Annotated in this window: 17 protein-coding genes; 12 read left to right on the forward strand and 5 right to left on the reverse strand. The window is 70.5% G+C overall.

Features of this window, described 5'->3' with window-relative positions:
* Window positions 1-43: 43 nt before the first annotated feature.
* Together ACE101_RS18075 and murI are read right to left on the reverse strand one after the other, a co-directional pair.
* Complete coding sequence (locus tag ACE101_RS18075) at window positions 44-856, reverse strand: alpha/beta hydrolase (RefSeq protein WP_379132223.1); 813 nt, start codon at window positions 854-856, stop codon at window positions 44-46.
* Window positions 857-867: 11 nt separating this feature from the next.
* Entirely contained in the window at window positions 868-1,737 is an 870-nt protein-coding gene (gene murI / locus ACE101_RS18080; RefSeq protein ID WP_379132226.1) for a glutamate racemase, read from the reverse strand.
* Between the two features lie 209 nt (window positions 1,738-1,946).
* Between murI and egtB the strand changes: the two genes are divergently transcribed.
* The 4 genes from egtB to ACE101_RS18100 are packed head-to-tail and all read left to right on the forward strand — an operon-like array spanning window position 1,947 to window position 5,701.
* Window positions 1,947-3,206, forward strand: coding sequence for an ergothioneine biosynthesis protein EgtB (gene egtB, locus ACE101_RS18085; RefSeq protein ID WP_379132229.1), 1,260 nt, complete (start codon window positions 1,947-1,949; stop codon window positions 3,204-3,206).
* Window positions 3,207-3,247: 41 nt separating this feature from the next.
* Window positions 3,248-4,237, forward strand: a complete 990-nt coding sequence (gene egtD, locus ACE101_RS18090) for an L-histidine N(alpha)-methyltransferase (RefSeq protein WP_379132232.1) — start codon at window positions 3,248-3,250, stop codon at window positions 4,235-4,237.
* 30 nt (window positions 4,238-4,267) lie between these two features.
* A complete protein-coding gene (locus ACE101_RS18095; protein WP_379132235.1) occupies window positions 4,268-4,969 on the forward strand; it encodes a VWA domain-containing protein in 702 nt (233 codons plus the stop codon).
* 12 nt (window positions 4,970-4,981) lie between these two features.
* Window positions 4,982-5,701, forward strand: coding sequence for a DnaJ domain-containing protein (locus ACE101_RS18100; protein ID WP_379132237.1), 720 nt, complete (start codon window positions 4,982-4,984; stop codon window positions 5,699-5,701).
* A 104-nt stretch (window positions 5,702-5,805) separates the two neighbouring features.
* Here the strand turns inward: ACE101_RS18100 and ACE101_RS18105 are convergent, their stop codons facing one another.
* A complete protein-coding gene (locus ACE101_RS18105; protein WP_379132240.1) occupies window positions 5,806-7,299 on the reverse strand; it encodes an SPOR domain-containing protein in 1,494 nt (497 codons plus the stop codon).
* 299 nt (window positions 7,300-7,598) lie between these two features.
* Here ACE101_RS18105 and ACE101_RS18110 point away from each other — a divergent pair, with 299 nt between their 5' ends.
* The 4 genes from ACE101_RS18110 (at window position 7,599) to ACE101_RS18125 (ending at window position 11,583) form a co-directional block, all read left to right on the forward strand.
* Entirely contained in the window at window positions 7,599-7,937 is a 339-nt protein-coding gene (locus ACE101_RS18110; protein ID WP_379132242.1) for a phasin family protein, read from the forward strand.
* Window positions 7,938-8,275: 338 nt separating this feature from the next.
* On the forward strand, window positions 8,276-8,677 hold the full coding sequence (clpS, locus tag ACE101_RS18115) for an ATP-dependent Clp protease adapter ClpS (protein WP_379132245.1): 402 nt from the start codon (window positions 8,276-8,278) through the stop codon (window positions 8,675-8,677).
* Between the two features lie 21 nt (window positions 8,678-8,698).
* On the forward strand, window positions 8,699-11,155 hold the full coding sequence (gene clpA / locus ACE101_RS18120; RefSeq protein WP_379132248.1) for an ATP-dependent Clp protease ATP-binding subunit ClpA: 2,457 nt from the start codon (window positions 8,699-8,701) through the stop codon (window positions 11,153-11,155).
* A 161-nt stretch (window positions 11,156-11,316) separates the two neighbouring features.
* A complete protein-coding gene (locus ACE101_RS18125; RefSeq protein ID WP_379132251.1) occupies window positions 11,317-11,583 on the forward strand; it encodes a hypothetical protein in 267 nt (88 codons plus the stop codon).
* 279 nt (window positions 11,584-11,862) lie between these two features.
* On the opposite strand, the gene ACE101_RS18130 is transcribed toward ACE101_RS18125, so the two are convergent.
* Window positions 11,863-12,600: a cold-shock protein gene (locus tag ACE101_RS18130; protein ID WP_379132253.1), complete on the reverse strand. Its 738-nt coding sequence runs from the start codon at window positions 12,598-12,600 to the stop codon at window positions 11,863-11,865.
* Window positions 12,601-12,898: 298 nt separating this feature from the next.
* Between ACE101_RS18130 and ACE101_RS18135 the strand changes: the two genes are divergently transcribed.
* The 4 genes from ACE101_RS18135 to ACE101_RS18150 all read left to right on the forward strand — a co-directional run bounded on the left by ACE101_RS18135 (window position 12,899) and on the right by ACE101_RS18150 (window position 15,737).
* Complete coding sequence (locus tag ACE101_RS18135) at window positions 12,899-13,585, forward strand: nitroreductase (protein WP_379132255.1); 687 nt, start codon at window positions 12,899-12,901, stop codon at window positions 13,583-13,585.
* Between the two features lie 170 nt (window positions 13,586-13,755).
* The gene (locus tag ACE101_RS18140) at window positions 13,756-15,192 is read left to right on the forward strand and encodes a protein adenylyltransferase SelO (protein ID WP_379132258.1); all 1,437 of its coding nucleotides are present in this window, start codon (window positions 13,756-13,758) and stop codon (window positions 15,190-15,192) included.
* Between the two features lie 126 nt (window positions 15,193-15,318).
* Window positions 15,319-15,552 (forward strand): nucleotidyltransferase family protein, encoded by a 234-nt coding sequence (locus tag ACE101_RS18145; protein ID WP_379132261.1) that lies wholly within the window; start codon window positions 15,319-15,321, stop codon window positions 15,550-15,552.
* A 29-nt stretch (window positions 15,553-15,581) separates the two neighbouring features.
* The gene (locus ACE101_RS18150) at window positions 15,582-15,737 is read left to right on the forward strand and encodes a ribonuclease HepT family protein (RefSeq protein WP_379132264.1); all 156 of its coding nucleotides are present in this window, start codon (window positions 15,582-15,584) and stop codon (window positions 15,735-15,737) included.
* Between the two features lie 153 nt (window positions 15,738-15,890).
* Here the strand turns inward: ACE101_RS18150 and typA are convergent, their stop codons facing one another.
* A complete protein-coding gene (typA, locus tag ACE101_RS18155; protein ID WP_379132266.1) occupies window positions 15,891-17,714 on the reverse strand; it encodes a translational GTPase TypA in 1,824 nt (607 codons plus the stop codon).
* Window positions 17,715-17,749: the final 35 nt, after the last annotated feature.

Genomic DNA, 17,749 nt, shown 5'->3' on the forward strand with positions numbered 1-17,749 from the left:
CGGGCGCTGGTACGGGGGAATGACCCCGCCGTCAAGGCTTTTGTCAGCCGGCGATGCATCCCGCCGGGACCCTCGCCCGGAACAGGGCCTCCGCCGCACTGTCCTCGCGCCCGAGCAGCGAGACGTGATCACCCGCCACCACCGCGAAGCGGGTGCCGGTGGGGGCGGCGTGGGCGAGACGCCGGCCGAATTGCGTCGGGATCACCGGATCGGCGTCGCCGTGGACGATCACGATCGGGCCCGTCACCGCCCGGATGCGGGCGTCCGAGCGGAAGGTGTCGCGCAGGAGCAGGCTCGGCATCAGCGGGAAGCGCAGCCGGGCCATCGCCACCATCGAATCGAAGGGCGCTTCGAGGTAGAGGCCGAGATGCGGGCGCTCGGCGGCGACCGCCACCGCCACCGCGGTGCCGAGGGAATGCCCGTGCAGCAGGACCGGCGAGCCCGGGGCGCGGCGCCCGGCCTCCGCGACGGCCGCGCGCCCGTCGGCGATGAGGCCGGACTCGCTCGGCCGGCCGGTGGAGCCGGGATAGCCGCGATACGCGACGGCGAGGAAGCCCCAGCCATGGGCCGCCCACGGGCCGCCGAGGAAGCGCTCCGCGTGCATGGCCGGGACCGAGGCATTGCCGTGGAAGCTGACCACGAGGCCGCATCCGGGCGCCGGCGCCCGCCACAGGGCCGCGAGCGTCTCGCCATCCGCGGTCCGCACCGCGATCGACTCGACCCCGGGCGGCGGCTCCCGGCGCCCCTTCACGATACCATGCGCCCCCGGATAGATCAGGTTGCGCTGGAACAGCCACAACCCGGCGCCGGCCGCGCAATAGAGCGCGACCGGGACGAGCAGGACGCCCCACAGCACCCGGCGCGCTCTCACTGCCGGGCGAGGGGCATCGCCTCGATGGCGAGCTTGTCCATGCCGCGGGCGGCGAGGGCGGCGCGCAAGGCGGGCGTGATCCGCTCGCCCCCGGTGAACAGGGCCGTGACGGAGCCCGTCTCGCCGGCCGCGTGCGGTGCCGGCCCGAGGAGCGCGGCCATCCGCCGGGCGATGGCCGGGGCGGGGTCGATCCAGGTGACGGGCCAGGGGCTCAGCCGCTCGAAGCGACGCAGCAGCAGCGGGTAATGCGTGCAGCCCAGCACCACCACGTCGGTGCGCGCCGCGCCCGCACCGACGAAGCAGGGGGCGATCTCCTGCCGCAGCAGGTCGTCCGCGACCGGGAGACCGGCGAGTTCCGCCTCCGCGAAACCCGCGAGCCGCGTCGCCCCGACCAACGTGACGCGGCACGAGCCCGCATAGGTGTCGATCAACTCGCGGGTGTAGTCCCGCCGCACCGTGCCGGGCGTCGCGAGCACGCTGACATGCCCCGAGCGGGTCGCGGCGGCGGCGGGCTTGATCGCCGGAACCGTGCCGACGAACGGAATCGCGAAGCGCGCCCGCAGGGCCGGCAGCACCAGCGTCGTCGCGGTGTTGCAGGCGATCACCACGAGATCGGGGGCGTGGGCGGCGATCAGGCGCTCCATCACCGCCACCACCCGCGCCACCAGGGCCGGCTCCGCGAGGTCGCCGTACGGGAAGGCCGCGTCGTCGGCGGCGTAGACGATCCGCGCGTCCGGGCGGGTGCGCCGCACCTCCGCCAGCACCGTGAGGCCGCCGAGGCCGGAATCGAACACCAGCACCACCGGCGCCCGCATCACGGGGGCGAGCGGCACCGCGCCGGTGCCGGCCAGAAGATCGAATCGCATGCGCATCAACTCGTGGGAACGGGACTCGTCTCGCCGAAAACTCTCCGGCCCGATCGTTAACGCGCGGTCACTGGGGCGGCAAAATGGCGGCGGCGTCCCGGCGGCCCGCGGGAGACGGCAACCTGCGCCGTGCCGTCGCGGGGGAGAAACGAATTTCCCCCGGCCGCGTTGTCGGTGCGCAATAAATCCATGCGCAAGGGAACCCCGTGATGGCAGCGACTGCGACCGCGCAGGCACCGGACACGCGCCCCGCCTTTCCGCCTCCGGATGTCTCGGCCCGGCCGATCGACCGTGCCGCCTGGATCGAGGCCTTCCAGCATGTCCGCGACGAGACCGAGCGCCGCGCCGCCCCCCTCTCCGCGGAGGATCAGCAGATCCAGTCGATGCCGGATGCCAGCCCGACCAAGTGGCACCGCGCCCATACCACGTGGTTCTTCGAGCAGTTCCTGCTGAAGGACCACGCGCCCGCCTACCGCATCTTCGACGAGCGCTTCCTCTACCTGTTCAATTCCTACTACGTGGCGGCGGGCCCGCGGGCGCCGCGGATCAGCCGCGGCCTCGTCACCCGTCCGACCTGCGACGAGGTCGCGGCCTACCGGGCCCATGTCGACAGCGCCGTCTGCGCCCTGGTGGAGACCGCGCCGGAGGCGAAGCTCGCCGAGATCGTCGCCATCGTGGAGATCGGCCTCCACCACGAGCAGCAGCACCAGGAGCTGATGCTCACCGACATCCTGCACGCCTTCGCGCAGAACCCGCTCTGTCCCGCCTACGATCCCACGTGGCGCTTCCCCGTCCCGAAGCGGGCCGAGGGCACGGTGAGCCTCGCGGGCGGCATCGTCCCGGTCGGACATGCGGGCGGCGGTTTCAGCTTCGACAACGAATCCCCGCGCCACGACGTCCTGCTCCGGCCGCTCGCCCTCGACTGGGCCCTGGTGACGAACGGGGAGTGGCTCGACTTCATGCAGGACGGCGGCTACGCGCGGCCGGAACTCTGGCTCTCGGACGGCTGGGTCGCGGCGCAGAACGAGGGCTGGGAGGCGCCCGGCTACTGGCGCCGGGCCGGGGACGGCGTCTGGTCGAGCATGACGCTCGCCGGGCGGAAGGCCGTCGATCCGGCCCTGCCGGTCACGCATGTGAGCTACTACGAGGCCGACGCCTTCGCCCGCTGGGCGGGGCGCGACCTGCCGACCGAGGCCGAATGGGAGACCGCCGCGCGGGCGGGGCTCGACGGGGCCTTCGGCCATGTCTGGCAATGGACCCGCAGCAGCTATTCCGCCTATCCGGGCTACCGCCCGATGCCGGGGGCGCTCGGCGAGTACAACGGCAAGTTCATGGTCAACCAATTCGTGCTGCGCGGCTCCTCGGTGGCGACGCCGGACGGCCACAGCCGCGCGACCTACCGGAACTTCTTCTATCCGCACCAACGCTGGCAGTTCACCGGCCTCAGACTATCTCACGGTCGCGCCTGAGCCGGCGCCCGACCCGCGACGTCTCGATCTCGGAGTTGCCCGTGACCGCACCGATCCCCCACCTGCCCCCCGCGACGCCGCTGTCCGAGCCGGAGAGCCGGCGCTTCGCCGAGGACGTGATCGCGGGCCTCACGGCACCGCGCAAGCACCTCGCCGCCAAGTACTTCTACGACCGGCAGGGCTCGGCCCTGTTCGAGGCCATCACCCGGCTGCCGGAATATTACCCGACCCGCACCGAACTCGGCATCCTCGCCCGCCACGGGGCCGAGATCGCCGCAACCCTGCCGGCGGGGGCGGCCCTGGTCGAGTTCGGCAGCGGCTCCACCCAGAAGTTGCGCCGCCTGCTGCCGCATCTCGGCGACCTCGCGGTCTACGTGCCGGTCGACGTCTCGGCGGATTTCCTGCGCAGCGAGGCGGAGGAGCTCGGCCGCGACTTCCCGTCCCTGCGCGTCGCCCCGGTGGCAGCGGATTTCAGCCGGGTCTTCACCCTGCCGCCGGAGGCGGAGGCCGCACCGCGGGCGGGTTTCTTCCCCGGCTCCACCATCGGCAATTTCGAGCCGGAGGCCGCCGCCGCGCTGCTGCGCCACTTCGCGGCGATCCTCGGGCCGCAGGCGACCCTGATCGTCGGCGTCGATCTCGTGAAGGACAAGGCGGTGCTGGAGGCGGCCTATGACGACGCGGCCGGCGTCACGGCGGCCTTCAACCTGAACTTGCTCGCGCGGATCAACCGCGAGGTCGGGGCGGATTTCGATCTCGCCGCCTTCGCCCACCGGGCCTTCTTCGACACCGCGCAATCACGGATCGAGATGCACCTCGTCAGCCGCCGCGCCCAGCGCGTCACGGTGGCGACCATGCCGATCAGCTTCGCGGCCGGCGAGACGATCCACACCGAGAACAGCTACAAGTACACGATCGAGAGCTTCCGCTCGCTCGCCCGCTCGGCGGGCTGGGAGGGGCGGGCGGTCTGGACCGACCCGGACGGGCTGTTCTCGGTGCACGCGCTCACCGCGAGTTCGATCCGGCGCCACTGAACGGGGAGGGGCATGGGACGGGGAGGAGGCATGGGCGAGCGCTCCGGGCCTCCGAGTGCCGGCGGCGGGGCCGCCGTGGCGGCCTTCCTCGACGAGGCCCGGCGCCTCGCGCCCGCCACCTCCGGCACCCCGCGCCTGATCTTCGCCCTCGACGCCACGATGAGCCGGCAGCCCACCTGGGACCTCGCCTGCCGGCTCCAGGCGGAGCTGTTCGCGGCGACCGCGGGTCTGGGCGGCCTTGCCGTCCAGCTCGTCTACTTCCGCGGCTTCTCGGAGTGCCGCGCCTCGCGCTTCGTCGCCGATGCGCGGGCGCTCACCGACCTGATGGCCGGCATCGCCTGCCGCGGCGGCGAGACGCAGATCGGCCGCGTCCTGCGTCATGTCCGGGCCGAGGCCGGCAAGGGGCCGGTCAAGGCCCTGGTGCTGGTGGGCGATGCGGTCGAGGAGGATCCGGGCGGCCTCTCGGCGCTCGCGGGCGAACTCGGTCTCCTCGGCGTCCCCGCCTTCTGCTTCCAGGAGGGCGACGATCCGCGGGCCGGAGCCGGATTCGCGGCGATCGCCCGGCTCTCGGGCGGCGTCCACGCCCGCTTCGACCGCGCCGCCCCCGCGAGGCTCGCCGCCCTGCTGCGGGCGGCGGCGGTTTACGCGGCCCGGGGGCTCGACGGGCTGCGGCTCGCCGCGCGAGAAGACGCGACCGCGCGCCGGCTCCTCGGCGCGCTCACGCCGCGGTGACGCTTCCCTGTCATGATTCCTCTCGGTCTCGGCCTCTTGGTCCTGGTCGGCCTGTGGTGGCTCGGCCGCCAGGCGACCGCCGTCAGCCCCGCCCTCCTCGCGGGGATGCTGCGGCGCGCGGGCGGCTGGCTCTCCCTCGCCGTCGCCGCGGTGCTGTTCCTGCGCGGACGCTTCGACATGGCGGTGGCGCTCGGGCTGGTCGGCGCTTCGCTCCTCGGCTGGCGCCGGATGCCGTCCCTGCCCTTCGGCCTCGGGGGCGGGGGAGCGGCTTCGCCTGGTGGCACCTCGCGGGTGCGCTCCGCCCTGATCGAGATGGAACTCGACCACGCCACCGGGGCGATGCGGGGCCGCGTCGTCGCCGGGTCCCGGGCGGGCCAGGATCTCGACGCCCTGCCGCTGCCGGACCTCCTGTCCCTCCGCGCCGCCTGTCTGGGCGGCGATCCGGATGGGGCGCGGCTCCTAGAGGCGTATCTGGACCGCCGGTTTGCCGGCTGGCGTGAACACGCTGAGCGCGATGCTGACCCGCGGCCGGGCAGCCCGGCGAATCCAGGGGCGATGACGGAGGAGGAGGCTTATCAGATCCTGGGGCTTGAGCGCGGGGCGTCCGTGGAGGACGTGCGCCGGGCGCACCGAACCCTCATGAAACGGCTGCATCCGGACCAGGGGGGATCGGACTACCTCGCGGCGCGCGTCAACGCGGCCAAGGACCGACTTCTCAACCGACATCGCTGATACTCCACGCGCGTGTCGTCGGGACGCGGGCGAACGGCCCGCGCTTTACGAAAACCGTCTGTCGGACGCTGGCCGGGGCGGGATCACTCTCCCTCCGGCCGCCGTCAGCTCCGGGTGGCGAAGCAGGTGAAGCCGCTGCGCTTGAGCGCCCGGCAGGCATCCTGCGCGCTCTCGGCCTCGGAGAAGCCGGAGAAGCGGGCGCGGTAGAGGGTGGTGCCGCCGTGGGTGACGCGCTCGGTGAAGGGCGCGGCCTTGGACAGCGTGCCGCCGCTGCGCTGGCGCGCTTCAGCGAGCATCGATTTCGCCTTGCCCTCGTCGTCCATGGCGCCGAGCTGGATCACCCAGGGCGTGACCGAGACGGCCTTGGGCGCGGGGGCCTCCGACCGGGCGGGCGGGGCCGGGGCCCGCGCCTCGCCGGGCTCGGCGGAGGGCAAACGCGAGCCGAACTTGCCGCCCGGGCCGGGGAAGGCGGCCTCGGGCGTCGCCGCGTAGGCCTGGGCGTTCGCCGGAACGCCCGCGCCGCTGCGCCAGCGGCCGCCGCTCGGCGTCGCCGTCTGCCGGGCGGGGTTGAGGTCGAGAGGCTGGCCGGCGCGGCTCGTCGAGGAGGTGGTGTCGACGGCCTCGTCGTCCTCCGCGGAGGCGACCATGGTGCGCGTGGCCACCGGCTTCTCGGCCACCACCGCCGGACGCGGACGCTCGGCCACCTCCACCACCGGCGCCGTCTGCCGCATGCCCGCATAGGCCTTGGGCAGGTTGGCCTGGACGAGGCGCGCCATGATCGCGTCGCGGCTCGCGCCCGACTTGCCCCCGAGCACCACGGCGACGATGTGGCGGTCGTTGAGCCGCGCCGAGGTCATCAGGTTGAAGCCGGAATCGCGGGTGTAGCCGGTCTTGATTCCGTCCACCCCCTCGACCCGCCCGAGCAGGTTGTTGTGGTTGCCGATCACCCGGCCCCGGAAGGCGAAGGAGCGGGTCTGGAAGAAGCGGTAATAGCGCGGGAAGCGGTCCTGGATCGCGCGGGCGAGGATCGTGAGGTCGCGCGCCGTGGTGATCTGGTCGGAATCGGGCAGGCCCGAGGCGTTGGCGTAATGCGTCCGGCTCATGCCGAGCGCGTGGGCCTTGCGCGTCATCATCTCGGCGAAGGCGCCCTCGGAGCCGGCGATGTTCTCGCCGATGGCGCAGGCCACGTCGTTGGCCGACTTCGTCACCAGCGCCTTGATCGCCTCCTCGACCGTGATCGTCGAGCCCGGGCGCAGGCCGAGCTTGGAGGGGGCCTGCCGGGCGGCGTTGGCGGAGATCTCGAGGGGCGAGTCGAGGGACATCTTGCCCCGCTCCAACTGCTCGAACAGCAGGTAGAGCGTCATCACCTTGGTGATCGAGGCGGGGTGGCGCAGCGCATCCTCGTTGACGGCGTGCAGGATGCGCCCGCTCTTCACGTCGACGACCATCGCGGCGAAGGGCGGATTGTAGCCGCCGCCCCCGCCATGGTGGTGTCCGCGCCGGCGGGCATCCGCCGGGTTCGTCATGGCGGCGAGGACCGCCGCGGCTGCGATCAGGGCCGGAACAGCACGACCAGAGGTGCCGCGTACGCCACGCATCACGAACTCATCCCACGCCTGGCCGCGTCGGGGGCGTCGGCGGCAGCTGGTATCCCAGCCGCAACGCACAAACGGCACCGCCCCGTCACCGCGGCATCACTGTCAATCAGGCTAGGTTTGCTCGGTTACGCCCGGGTTAATGCGATCGGAACAGCGCGTTGTGCGATGCACAAAAAACGCTTGACGATCCATTGTGCGCTGCACATATAGGGCGCGGGGAGGTGGCATGACGCGGACGCCTCCGCTCCCACTCGATAACCGCGTCAGGAGGGGCGGCGCCCGGAGCGCCGTGCATCACGATGAATCAGCAGTTCGATACTGCCCAGAAGTTCGGCAAGGAGAGCATGGACACCGTGCTGCGCAGCTTCGGCACCCTGTCGAAGGGCGGCCAGGCCATCGCGGTCGAGGCGGCCGATTTCGCCAAGCAGTCCTTCGAGCAGACCGCCTCCACGATGGAGAAGCTCGCCGGCGTCCGTTCGCTCGACAAGGCGATCGAGATCCAGACCGAGTACCTCAAGACCTCCTACGAGCGCTTCCTGGCCCAGTCGACCAAGATGGCCGAACTGTATGGCAACCTCGCCAAGGAGATGGTCAAGCCGCTCGAGGCGTTCCAGGCCAAGGTTCCGACCGCCGCGTAAGGCTTGATCGCACGCTGCCGCGGGCGCCCCTCACGGGAGCTGCCGCGGCCGGGCGCGTGGAGGCGGTGCGGACCCCGACGGGTCCGTGCCGCCTTCTTGTTTTGGGAGGATCGGACACGGCTCCGAATCCCCGATCGGGCGCGCTCAACCGCCGGCGTGCCCTGCCATGCCGGGCCGGCATGACAAGACGGCGCAGCCGTCTGGCGCCGGCCGCCCTCGGCCTATAGATTAGGCTCGGATCCGGCACGGGGCGTGCTACGTTGTTGCCGGTCTGCTGCGCCCGTGGGTCTCCGCCCGATCCTCGGCGCCACCGAAAGGGTGAGGTCGGTACGATCCCAATGTCTCAAGTCCCGCGGCAGGACATCGTCGTCATCGCACAGGCCGCTGCGGCCAAGATCGTGGCGGCATCGCCCCGCGCCCCCGGCGGCAATGGCGGGGATGGTCGCTCGGGGACAGCCGTCATCACGCGCACCCGGCCTGCCACGAAGCGACCCAATCTCTATCGCGTGCTCCTCCTCAACGACGACTACACGCCCATGGAGTTCGTCGTCCACGTGGTGGAGCGATTCTTCAACAAGTCGCGCGAGGACGCGACCCGCATCATGCTGCACGTTCACCAGAACGGCGTCGGGGAATGCGGCATTTTCACGTACGAGGTGGCGGAGACCAAGGTGACGCAGGTAATGGACTTTGCCCGCAAACACCAACATCCTCTGCAATGCGTCATGGAAAAGAAATAGGCACCAGCATAGAGGCCCGCTTTGCCCAGCTTCTCACGCAGCCTTGAACAAGCACTCCACCGCGCCCTGGCGCTCGCTGGCGAGCGTCGCCACGAATACGCCACGCTCGAACATCTCCTGCTGGCTCTGGTCGACGACCAGGATGCGGCTGCGGTCATGCGGGCCTGCAACGTCGACGTCGACGTTCTGAAGCGCAATCTCGTCGAATACATCGACACCGAACTCGCCAACCTCACGGGCGACGGCCGCCAGGACGCCAAGCCCACGGCCGGTTTCCAGCGCGTGATCCAGCGCGCGGTGATCCACGTGCAGTCCTCGGGCCGCGAGGAGGTCACGGGGGCGAACGTCCTCGTCGCCATCTTCGCCGAGCGCGAGAGCCACGCCGCCTATTTCCTGCAAGAGCAGGACATGACCCGCTACGACGCGGTCAACTACATCAGCCACGGCATCGCCAAGCGGCCGGGCCTCTCGGAGGCCAAGCCGGTGCGCGGCGCCGAGGAGGAGGGCGGCGCCGAGCGGCCCACCGGGGGCGAGGACGAGCGCGGCCCGAAGAAAAAGGGCGATGCCCTCGACGCCTATTGCGTGAACCTCAACAAGAAGGCGCGCGAGGGCAAGATCGACCCGCTGATCGGCCGCGAGTCCGAGGTGCAGCGCACCATCCAGGTGCTCTGCCGCCGCCAGAAGAACAACCCGCTCCTCGTGGGCGATCCGGGCGTGGGCAAGACCGCGATCGCCGAGGGGCTGGCGCGCAAGATCATCCAGCACGAGGTGCCGGAGGTTCTGGCCGACGCCACGGTCTTCTCCCTCGACATGGGCACGCTGCTCGCGGGCACCCGCTACCGGGGCGACTTCGAGGAGCGCCTCAAGCAGGTGATGAAGGAGATCGAGGCGCATCCCAACGCCATCATGTTCATCGACGAGATCCACACGGTGATCGGCGCCGGTGCGACCTCGGGCGGTGCGATGGACGCCTCGAACCTGCTGAAGCCCGCGCTCGCCTCGGGCACCCTGCGCTGCATCGGCTCGACCACTTATAAGGAGTACCGCCAGTACTTCGAGAAGGACCGGGCCCTCGTCCGCCGCTTCCAGAAGATCGACGTCAACGAGCCCTCGATCCCGGACGCGATCGAGATCCTGAAAGGTCTGCGGCCGTATTTCGAGGAATTCCACAAGCTCAAGTACACGACCGAGGCCGTGAAGGCGGCGGTCGAGCTGTCGGCCCGCTACATCAGCGACCGCAAGCTGCCGGACAAGGCGATCGACGTGATCGACGAGACCGGCGCCTCGCAGATGCTGGTGCCGGAGAGCCGGCGCAAGCGGACGATCGGCGTGAAGGAGGTGGAGGCGACCATCGCCACGATGGCGCGCATTCCTCCGAAGACCGTGTCGAAGGACGACGCGGTGGTGCTGGCCAACCTCACCGACAGCCTCAAGCGCGTCGTCTACGGCCAGGACAACGCCATCGAGGCGCTCACGGCCTCGATCAAGCTCGCCCGCGCCGGTCTGCGCGATCCCGACAAGCCGATCGGCTCCTACCTGTTCGCCGGCCCGACCGGCGTCGGCAAGACCGAGGTCGCCAAGCAGCTCGCCTCGGCGCTCGGGGTCGAGATGCTGCGCTTCGACATGTCGGAATACATGGAGCGCCACACGGTCTCGCGGCTCATCGGCGCGCCGCCCGGCTATGTCGGCTTCGACCAGGGCGGCTTGCTCACGGACGGCGTCGACCAGCACCCCCACTGCGTCCTCCTCCTCGACGAGATCGAGAAGGCGCATCCGGACCTGTTCAACATCCTGCTGCAGGTCATGGATCACGGGAAGCTGACCGACCATAACGGGAAGCAGGTCGATTTCCGGAACGTCATCATCATCATGACGTCGAATGCCGGCGCCGCCGACCTCGCCCGGGCCGCCTTCGGCTTCACGCAGAGCAAGCGCACCGGGGACGACCACGAGGCCATCAACCGCCTGTTCGCGCCCGAATTCCGCAACCGGCTCGACGCGATCGTCTCCTTCGGCCACCTGCCCAAGGAGGTGGTGTCGAAGGTGGTCGACAAGTTCGTGCTCCAGCTGGAGGCGCAGCTCGCCGACCGCAACGTCACCATCGAGCTGGCGGACGAGGCCCGCGACTGGCTGGTCGAACACGGTTACGACGAGACCATGGGCGCCCGCCCGATGACCCGCCTGATCCAGTCGACCATCAAGACGCCGCTGGCCGACGAGGTGCTGTTCGGCAAGCTCAAGGATGGCGGCGCGGTCCGGGTGATCGTGAAGCGGCCGGAGACCGGCAAGTCCTCGCTCGGCTTCGAGTTCCCGGCCGGTCCGGTGACGCCGAAGCCCGAGAAGGACGTGACCAACGCGGCGAAGAAGAAGCGCTCGCGTCCGCGCGCCGCCCCCAAGAAGCCGAAGAACAACGGCGGCTCGGGCGGCGGCAGCGGCGGCGTCCGCACCGTACCGAAGGTGCCGCTGGTGCGCGCCTGAACCGAGGGGGGATGCCCCCTCGATCCCGGCGGCCGCATCGTCTATGACGGTGCTGACGCCACGGCCATCCCGGCGAGGTCCATCGCCGGGATGCTTGTTTTCAGGACAGGCCCACGGCTCCGCTCGCCGGGGCCGGCCGGGCCAGCGACGAGAGCTGCTTCATGACCGGCGACCTCAACGAGGGGCCCCTTGCTCCGGCGACCACGGTCGCGCCGCCGCCCAAGCTCACCGCGCGCGAGAAGCGGCGTCAGCGCCGCCGTCGCCGGATCATCGGTGAGGAGATTCTGGCCTGGATTCTCGTGCCCGTGATCCTGTTCGCCGGTTACTGGGCGGTGAACGGGGCCTTCGCTTTCTTCGGCACGACGCCGGGCACCGTCTTCGAGCAGCTGATGCAGGTCAAGGACGCGTTGCAGAAGAAGCAGAAGTAGGGGCGCTGCGCGCCCGCAGGACCGGGTTGCCGGCGGCGGCCCGCGCCGCACTCGGCGGCAACCCGGCCGAGGCGTCTCCCGCGCCGGGGGAGGGGAGAGTAGTGGGCCGGCCCGTGCGCCCGTCCCCCAGGCCGCGGCCATACCCGATACTCACGCCGGCATAGGCGCCGGTGAAATCGAAATCCTCGGCCTGCGCCGCGCTCGCGGCCAGGCTGAGAACGCACGAAGCGGCGGCTCCGAGGAGCCGCCGCTTCGCACAAGGTCTCGTCGCCGAGCGGATCACTCCGCGACGGTGATGCTCTGCGCCTCGCGGCCCTTCTGGCCCTCGATCACGCCCATCGTCACCTGCTGGCCTTCGGCCAGGGAGTCGAGGCCGGCCCGGGCGAGGGCGGAGCGGTGGACGAACACGTCCTTGCCGCCATCCTTCACCGAGACGAAGCCGAAGCCCTTGGCAGGGTCGTACCACTTCACGGTGCCGCTCATCTCGGTCGAGGGGCCGCTGGCGAAACGGCCACCGCCGCCACCGCCGCCGAACCCACCACCGCCGCCGAAGCCGCCGCCGCCGCCGAAGCCGCCAGCGCGGGGCGGGCGAGGCCCGCGAGCCGCCGGCGCCTCGGCCGTGCTGGTGTCGACGCTGGTGATGTTGGTCACCTGCGGGCCCTTCTGGCCCTGAGCCGTCTGAACGGTCAGGCGCGTGCCGGGCAGAAGATCCGCATGGCCGGCCGCCTCGACGGCGCGGATGTGGAGGAAGGCATCGCCCGAGCCGTCACCCAGCTCGACGAAGCCGAAGCCCTTCTCCTTGTTGAACCATTTGACCGTCGCATCACGCTCCGGCCCAGAGGGAGCGCTGCTGCGCGCCGGCCCGCGGTCGAAACCGCCGCCGAAGCCGCCGCCACCGCCACCGTAGCCACCGCCACCGTATCCCCCGGAGGGCGCCTGATCCGGCCACCGCGGCTCAGGAGCACCATCATCGAAGCCGCGACGACGCGGCTCCCGAAAATCACGACCACGTCCCATTTAGAAGCTCGCCAAAACGTAACCCGCCGACCCCACTCGTGCCGTGACCCGCTGCATCTTGCAGTCGGCTCCTCGGCACATCTCCATTCCCGGTTGCGGTGACCAAGAAGTCCGCCACAGTCCTGACGCAACTCAGACCGTACCGCAAGGCGGATCTGCCCGGCGTGGCGACGACGGGCACACTCTCTCACGAACCGGCACGGATTGACAGACCGAATCGGCAGCGACCTGTGTGCGGATCATGGCCGTCGACGCGTCGTTGTGGCGCGGAGCCCGGGAAATCGGCAGAATCCGAACCATGACGGAGGAATCTTTCGAATCCGTGGCGAGCGCGATCCGGACCCGCCGGTCGGTGCGCGCCTTCCGGCCGGATCCGGTGCCGCCCGAGGTCGTGACGGATCTCCTCGACCTCGCCGCCCGGGCGCCGAGCGGCAGCAACATGCAGCCCTGGCGGGTCTACGCGGTGGCCGGGGAGCCGCGCGCGCGGCTCAGCGAGGCGCTCGTCGCGGCCTATCTGGCCGGGGAGGAGGGCGAGCCGGCCTTTCGTTACTATCCGGAGGAATTCTTCGAGCCCTATCGCGCGCGGCGGCGCGAGGTCGGGCTCGGGCTCTACGCCCTCGTCGGCATCCCGAAGGGCGATGCGGCGCGGATGCAGGCGCAGCACGCCCGCAACTTCCGCTTCTTCGATGCCCCGGTGGGGCTGATCTTCACCATCGACCGCCGCCTCGCCACCGGCAGTTGGCTCGATTACGGCGGCTTCCTGCAGACGCTGATGATCGCGGCCCGGGCCCGCGGCCTCGACACCTGCCCCCAGGCCGCCTTCGCGCCCTACGGGGCGGTGATCCGGCGCCACCTGCCGCTCGGGCCCGACGAGGTGGTGGTGTGCGGCATGGCACTCGGCCTCTCCGACCCGGCGGCGCCTGAGAATCGGCTGGTTCCTGACCGCGAGCCCGCCGAGCGCTTCGCCACGCTTCTCGGCTTCTAGAGCGGCGCCCGATCGCGTTGCGATCGGACGCCGCTCTCGGTCTCTGACTTTGCCGCATTGTCTGCGACGAACCGGGATCCACGGCGTCGGAAGATGCTCTAAGGGACCCCGCCGCTTCCCCGGCGCGTTGCCCTCCCGTGCCGCACCCCGAGGATGCACCCCCAGGATCCATGGCTCCCCGACCCTCCCGCCGCCACGCCGATCTCGGCCCCGATTTCTACGACGTCGTCGCTCCCGCCCGCTTCCCGCAGGCGATCATCCGCCACCGCAACTCGGATTGGGCCGCGCGCGTGGGCCTCGGCGGGCTCTCGGAGGCGGAGTGGATCGCGCATTTCGGCCGCTTCGAGCCGCTGGAAGGCAGCTTCGCGCAGCCGCTGGCCTTGCGCTACCACGGCCATCAGTTCCGCTCCTACAATCCCGATCTCGGCGACGGGCGCGGCTTCCTGTTCGCGCAGCTGCACGACCTGCGGGACGGACGCCTCCTCGATCTCGGCACCAAGGGCAGCGGGCAGACGCCCTATTCCCGCTTCGCGGATGGGCGCCTGACCCTGAAGGGCGGCGTGCGCGAGGTGCTGGCCACCACCATGCTGGAGGCGCTCGGCGTCGACACCTCGAAATCCTTCAGCCTGATCGAGACCGGCGAGAGCCTGGAGCGCTCCGACGAGCCCTCGCCGACGCGTGCCGCGGTGCTGGTGCGCCTGAGCCACTCCCATATCCGCATCGGCAGCTTCCAGCGCCCGCGGGCGCTCGGCCGCCCGGAGGATGTCCGGCGGCTTCTCGATCATACGGTCCGCGCCACCATGCCGGAGGTGTGGCGGGAGGATCCCGGCGACCGCGCGGCCGCCTTCCTGGGGGAGGTCTGCCGCCGGGTGGCGCGCACCGGGGCGGACTGGATGGCGGCCGGCTTCGTCCACGGCGTGCTCAACACCGACAACATCAACGTGACCGGCGAGAGCTTCGATTACGGCCCCTGGCGCTTCGCGCCCGTGAACGATCCGGCTTTCACGGCGGCCTATTTCGACGAGTTCGGCCTCTACGCCTTCGGCCGCCAGCCCGAGGCGCTGGCCTGGAACCTGGGGCGCCTCGCCGAGTGCCTGCTGCCGCTCTCGGACACGGACCGGCTCGGCGCGGCCCTCGACCTGATCGGTCCCGCCTTGCAGGAGTCCTTCGCCGCGGCGGTTCTGCGGCGGCTGGGGCTCGCGCGGCCGGAGGACGAGGAGCTGCTGCACGCTCTGGTTGGGGCGTTCTGGGCCTTCCTGCGCGAGAGCCGGGCGCCCTTCGAGCAGGCCTTCTTCGATTGGTACGGCGGCACGGCGAGCGCCGGGAGGGCGGCGCGGAGCCCCGCGGCGGAGCATTACGCCGGCGAGGGCTTCGCGCGGGTGCGCGACCTGCTGGCGCGCTTCGCGCCCGCGCCGGAGATCCGGCTCGATCATCCCTACTTCGCGCGGGCACAGCCCTGCACGATGCTGATCGACGAGGTCGAGGCCCTGTGGGCGCCGATCGCGGCGGAGGACGACTGGTCCGCCTACGCGGCGAAGATGCGGGCGATCGCCGAGATGGCGGAGGCCTACGGGACGGCGCCGCTGCCCGCGCATCCTGACGGATGACGGGCCGGTCGCGTGGTTGGGCCGTCCGTTCACGATGTCACGCCGACATGGGGGCGTCGCGGCCTGCGACGAGGCGACACCATCACCCGCCTGCGCGCCTCCGCGGACCATGTGCATGAGGCGGGCGTGTCATCGCTCTCCCTGTTCGGGTCCGTCGTCCGTGACGAGGCCGGTGAGGGAAGCGACGTCGATCTGTTCGGCGATCCCGATTCCGATCGCTTCGGCTTCGTCGAGCTGATTCGCCTTGAGGAATGGCTTACCCAGGAACTCGGATGCGCCGTCGATCCGACGACGCGCGAGGGATCGCATCCCGATCCGCGACCCGTGATCGAGCGCGAGGCGATCCGGATTCTCCGATGAGGAAGTCGGCCGCCGCCCGCTTGCACGAGATGATCGATGCCGCGGAGACGACGGGTGCCGACTTCGCTGCGTATCGCGCGGATCTCAAGCTGAGGCTCGCCATCGAGCGAAGCATCGAGATCGTTTCGGAGGCGAGTCGGCACCGACCGGAAGCCGACAAGGCCCGCTTCGCCGACGTGCCGTGACGGGAGACCGCCGCCATCGGTAGCAAGCTCCGGTACCAATATCACCGCGTCGACGATCTGCTCATCGGGCGGGCGGCGGCGAAGGCGCTGCCGAGCCTCCGTCCCGTGGTCGTCGCAGTGTTGAGCGAGGGCCCGGGGCCCTCGCTCGGGTGATCAGGCGCTCAGCGCTTCCTTCGTCCGCTCGGCGCGCTTGCGGTCGTTGGGGTCGAGCACGGTCTTGCGCAGGCGGATCGACTTCGGCGTGACCTCGACCAGCTCGTCGTCCTGGATCCAGGCCAGCGAGCGCTCGAGTGTCATGCGGATCGGCGGCGTCAGGCGCACCGCCTCGTCCTTCGAGGTGGTGCGGATGTTGGTGAGCTTCTTGCCCTTGAGCACGTTCACCTCGAGATCGTTCTCGCGGTTGTGCTCGCCCACGATCATGCCCTGGTAGACCTTCCAGCCGGGCTCGATCATCATCGGGCCGCGATCCTCCAGGTTCCAGAGCGCGTAGGCCACCGCCTCGCCCTGGTCGTTGGAGATCAGCACGCCGTTGCGGCGGCCCGGGATCTCGCCCTTGAAGGGCTCGTAGGCCTTGAACAGCCGGTTCATGATCGCGGTGCCGCGGGTGTCCGTCAGCAGCTCGCTCTGGTAGCCGATCAGGCCGCGGGTCGGGGCGTGGAAGACGAGGCGCAGCCGGTTGCCGCCCGACGGGCGCATCTCCAGCATGTCGCCCTTGCGCTCGGACATCTTCTGCACCACGACGCCCGAGTGCTCCTCGTCCACGTCGATCACCACCTCCTCGATCGGCTCGAGCAGGTTGCCGTCCTCGTCCTTCTCGAACACGACGCGGGGACGCGACACGGCAATCTCGAAGCCCTCGCGGCGCATGGTCTCGATCAGGATCGAGAGCTGCAACTCACCGCGGCCCGAGACGTAGAACGAGTCCTTGTCCGCCGCCTCCTCGATCTTGAGCGTGATGTTGCCCTCGGCCTCCTTGAACAGGCGGTCGCGGATCATGCGGCTCGTGACCTTGTCGCCCTCGGTGCCGGCCAGCGGCGAGTCGTTGACGATGAAGGACATCGTCACGGTCGGCGGATCGATCGGCTGGGCCTGGATCGGCGTCTCGACCTGGGGATCGCAGAAGGTGTCCGACACCGTGCCCTTGGTGAGGCCCGCGATCGACACGATGTCGCCCGCCTCGCCGACCTCGATCGGCTGGCGCTCCAGGCCGCGGAAGGCCAGGATCTTCGAGACGCGGCCCGTCTCCACCACCTTGCCGGTGCGGTCGAGGACCTTGATCGACTGGTTCGGCTTCACCGTGCCCGAAGCGATGCGCCCGGTGACGATGCGGCCGAGGAACGGGTTGGCTTCGAGCAGCGTGCCGAGCATGCTGAACGCACCCTCCTCGGTCCGCGGCTCCGGCACGTGCTGGAGCACGAGGTCGAAGAGCGGCGCCATGCCGTCCTGCGGGCCTTCGGGGGAGTTCGCCATCCAGCCGTTGCGGCCCGAGCCGTACAGGATCGGGAAGTCGAGCTGCTCGTCGGTGGCGTCGAGGGCGGCGAACAGGTCGAAGACCTCGTTGACCACCTCGTCGATGCGGGCGTCGGGCCGGTCGACCTTGTTGATCGCGACGATCGGGCGCAGGCCGATCTTGAGCGCCTTCGAGACCACGAACTTGGTCTGCGGCATCGGCCCCTCGGCCGCGTCGACGAGCACGATCACGCCGTCGACCATCGACAGGATGCGCTCGACCTCACCGCCGAAATCCGCGTGGCCGGGGGTGTCCACGATGTTGACCCGGGTGTCCTTCCAGACGACGGAGGTCACCTTGGCCAGGATCGTGATGCCACGCTCCTTCTCCAGGTCGTTGGAATCCATCACGCGCTCTTCGACGCGCTGGTTCTCGCGGAAGGCCCCGGATTGCTGCAGGAGCTTGTCGACCAGGGTGGTTTTCCCGTGATCGACGTGGGCGATGATGGCGATGTTGCGCAGCTTCATAGGGGGTCCGAAGCAAAAATCGCCCGGCCTGCCGC

The organism is Methylobacterium carpenticola (assembly GCF_042748905.1).
GTDB classification, from domain to species: domain Bacteria; phylum Pseudomonadota; class Alphaproteobacteria; order Rhizobiales; family Beijerinckiaceae; genus Methylobacterium; species Methylobacterium carpenticola.

Excerpts from the sequence above, each read along its gene's own strand:
- egtB (WP_379132229.1), top strand. The coding sequence starts at position 1,947 with ATGGCAGCGACTGCGACCGCGCAGGCACCGGACACGCGCCCCGCCTTT.
- ACE101_RS18100 (WP_379132237.1), top strand. The coding sequence starts at position 4,982 with ATGATTCCTCTCGGTCTCGGCCTCTTGGTCCTGGTCGGCCTGTGGTGG.
- ACE101_RS18110 (WP_379132242.1), top strand. The coding sequence starts at position 7,599 with ATGAATCAGCAGTTCGATACTGCCCAGAAGTTCGGCAAGGAGAGCATG.
- ACE101_RS18135 (WP_379132255.1), top strand. The coding sequence starts at position 12,899 with ATGACGGAGGAATCTTTCGAATCCGTGGCGAGCGCGATCCGGACCCGC.
- typA (WP_379132266.1), bottom strand. The coding sequence starts at position 17,714 with ATGAAGCTGCGCAACATCGCCATCATCGCCCACGTCGATCACGGGAAA.
- ACE101_RS18105 (WP_379132240.1), bottom strand. The coding sequence starts at position 7,299 with ATGCGTGGCGTACGCGGCACCTCTGGTCGTGCTGTTCCGGCCCTGATC.
- ACE101_RS18130 (WP_379132253.1), bottom strand. The coding sequence starts at position 12,600 with ATGGGACGTGGTCGTGATTTTCGGGAGCCGCGTCGTCGCGGCTTCGAT.
- clpS (WP_379132245.1), top strand. The coding sequence starts at position 8,276 with ATGTCTCAAGTCCCGCGGCAGGACATCGTCGTCATCGCACAGGCCGCT.
- ACE101_RS18150 (WP_379132264.1), top strand. The coding sequence starts at position 15,582 with ATGATCGATGCCGCGGAGACGACGGGTGCCGACTTCGCTGCGTATCGC.
- ACE101_RS18095 (WP_379132235.1), top strand. The coding sequence starts at position 4,268 with ATGGGCGAGCGCTCCGGGCCTCCGAGTGCCGGCGGCGGGGCCGCCGTG.
- ACE101_RS18125 (WP_379132251.1), top strand. The coding sequence starts at position 11,317 with ATGACCGGCGACCTCAACGAGGGGCCCCTTGCTCCGGCGACCACGGTC.
- ACE101_RS18140 (WP_379132258.1), top strand. The coding sequence starts at position 13,756 with ATGGCTCCCCGACCCTCCCGCCGCCACGCCGATCTCGGCCCCGATTTC.
- murI (WP_379132226.1), bottom strand. The coding sequence starts at position 1,737 with ATGCGATTCGATCTTCTGGCCGGCACCGGCGCGGTGCCGCTCGCCCCC.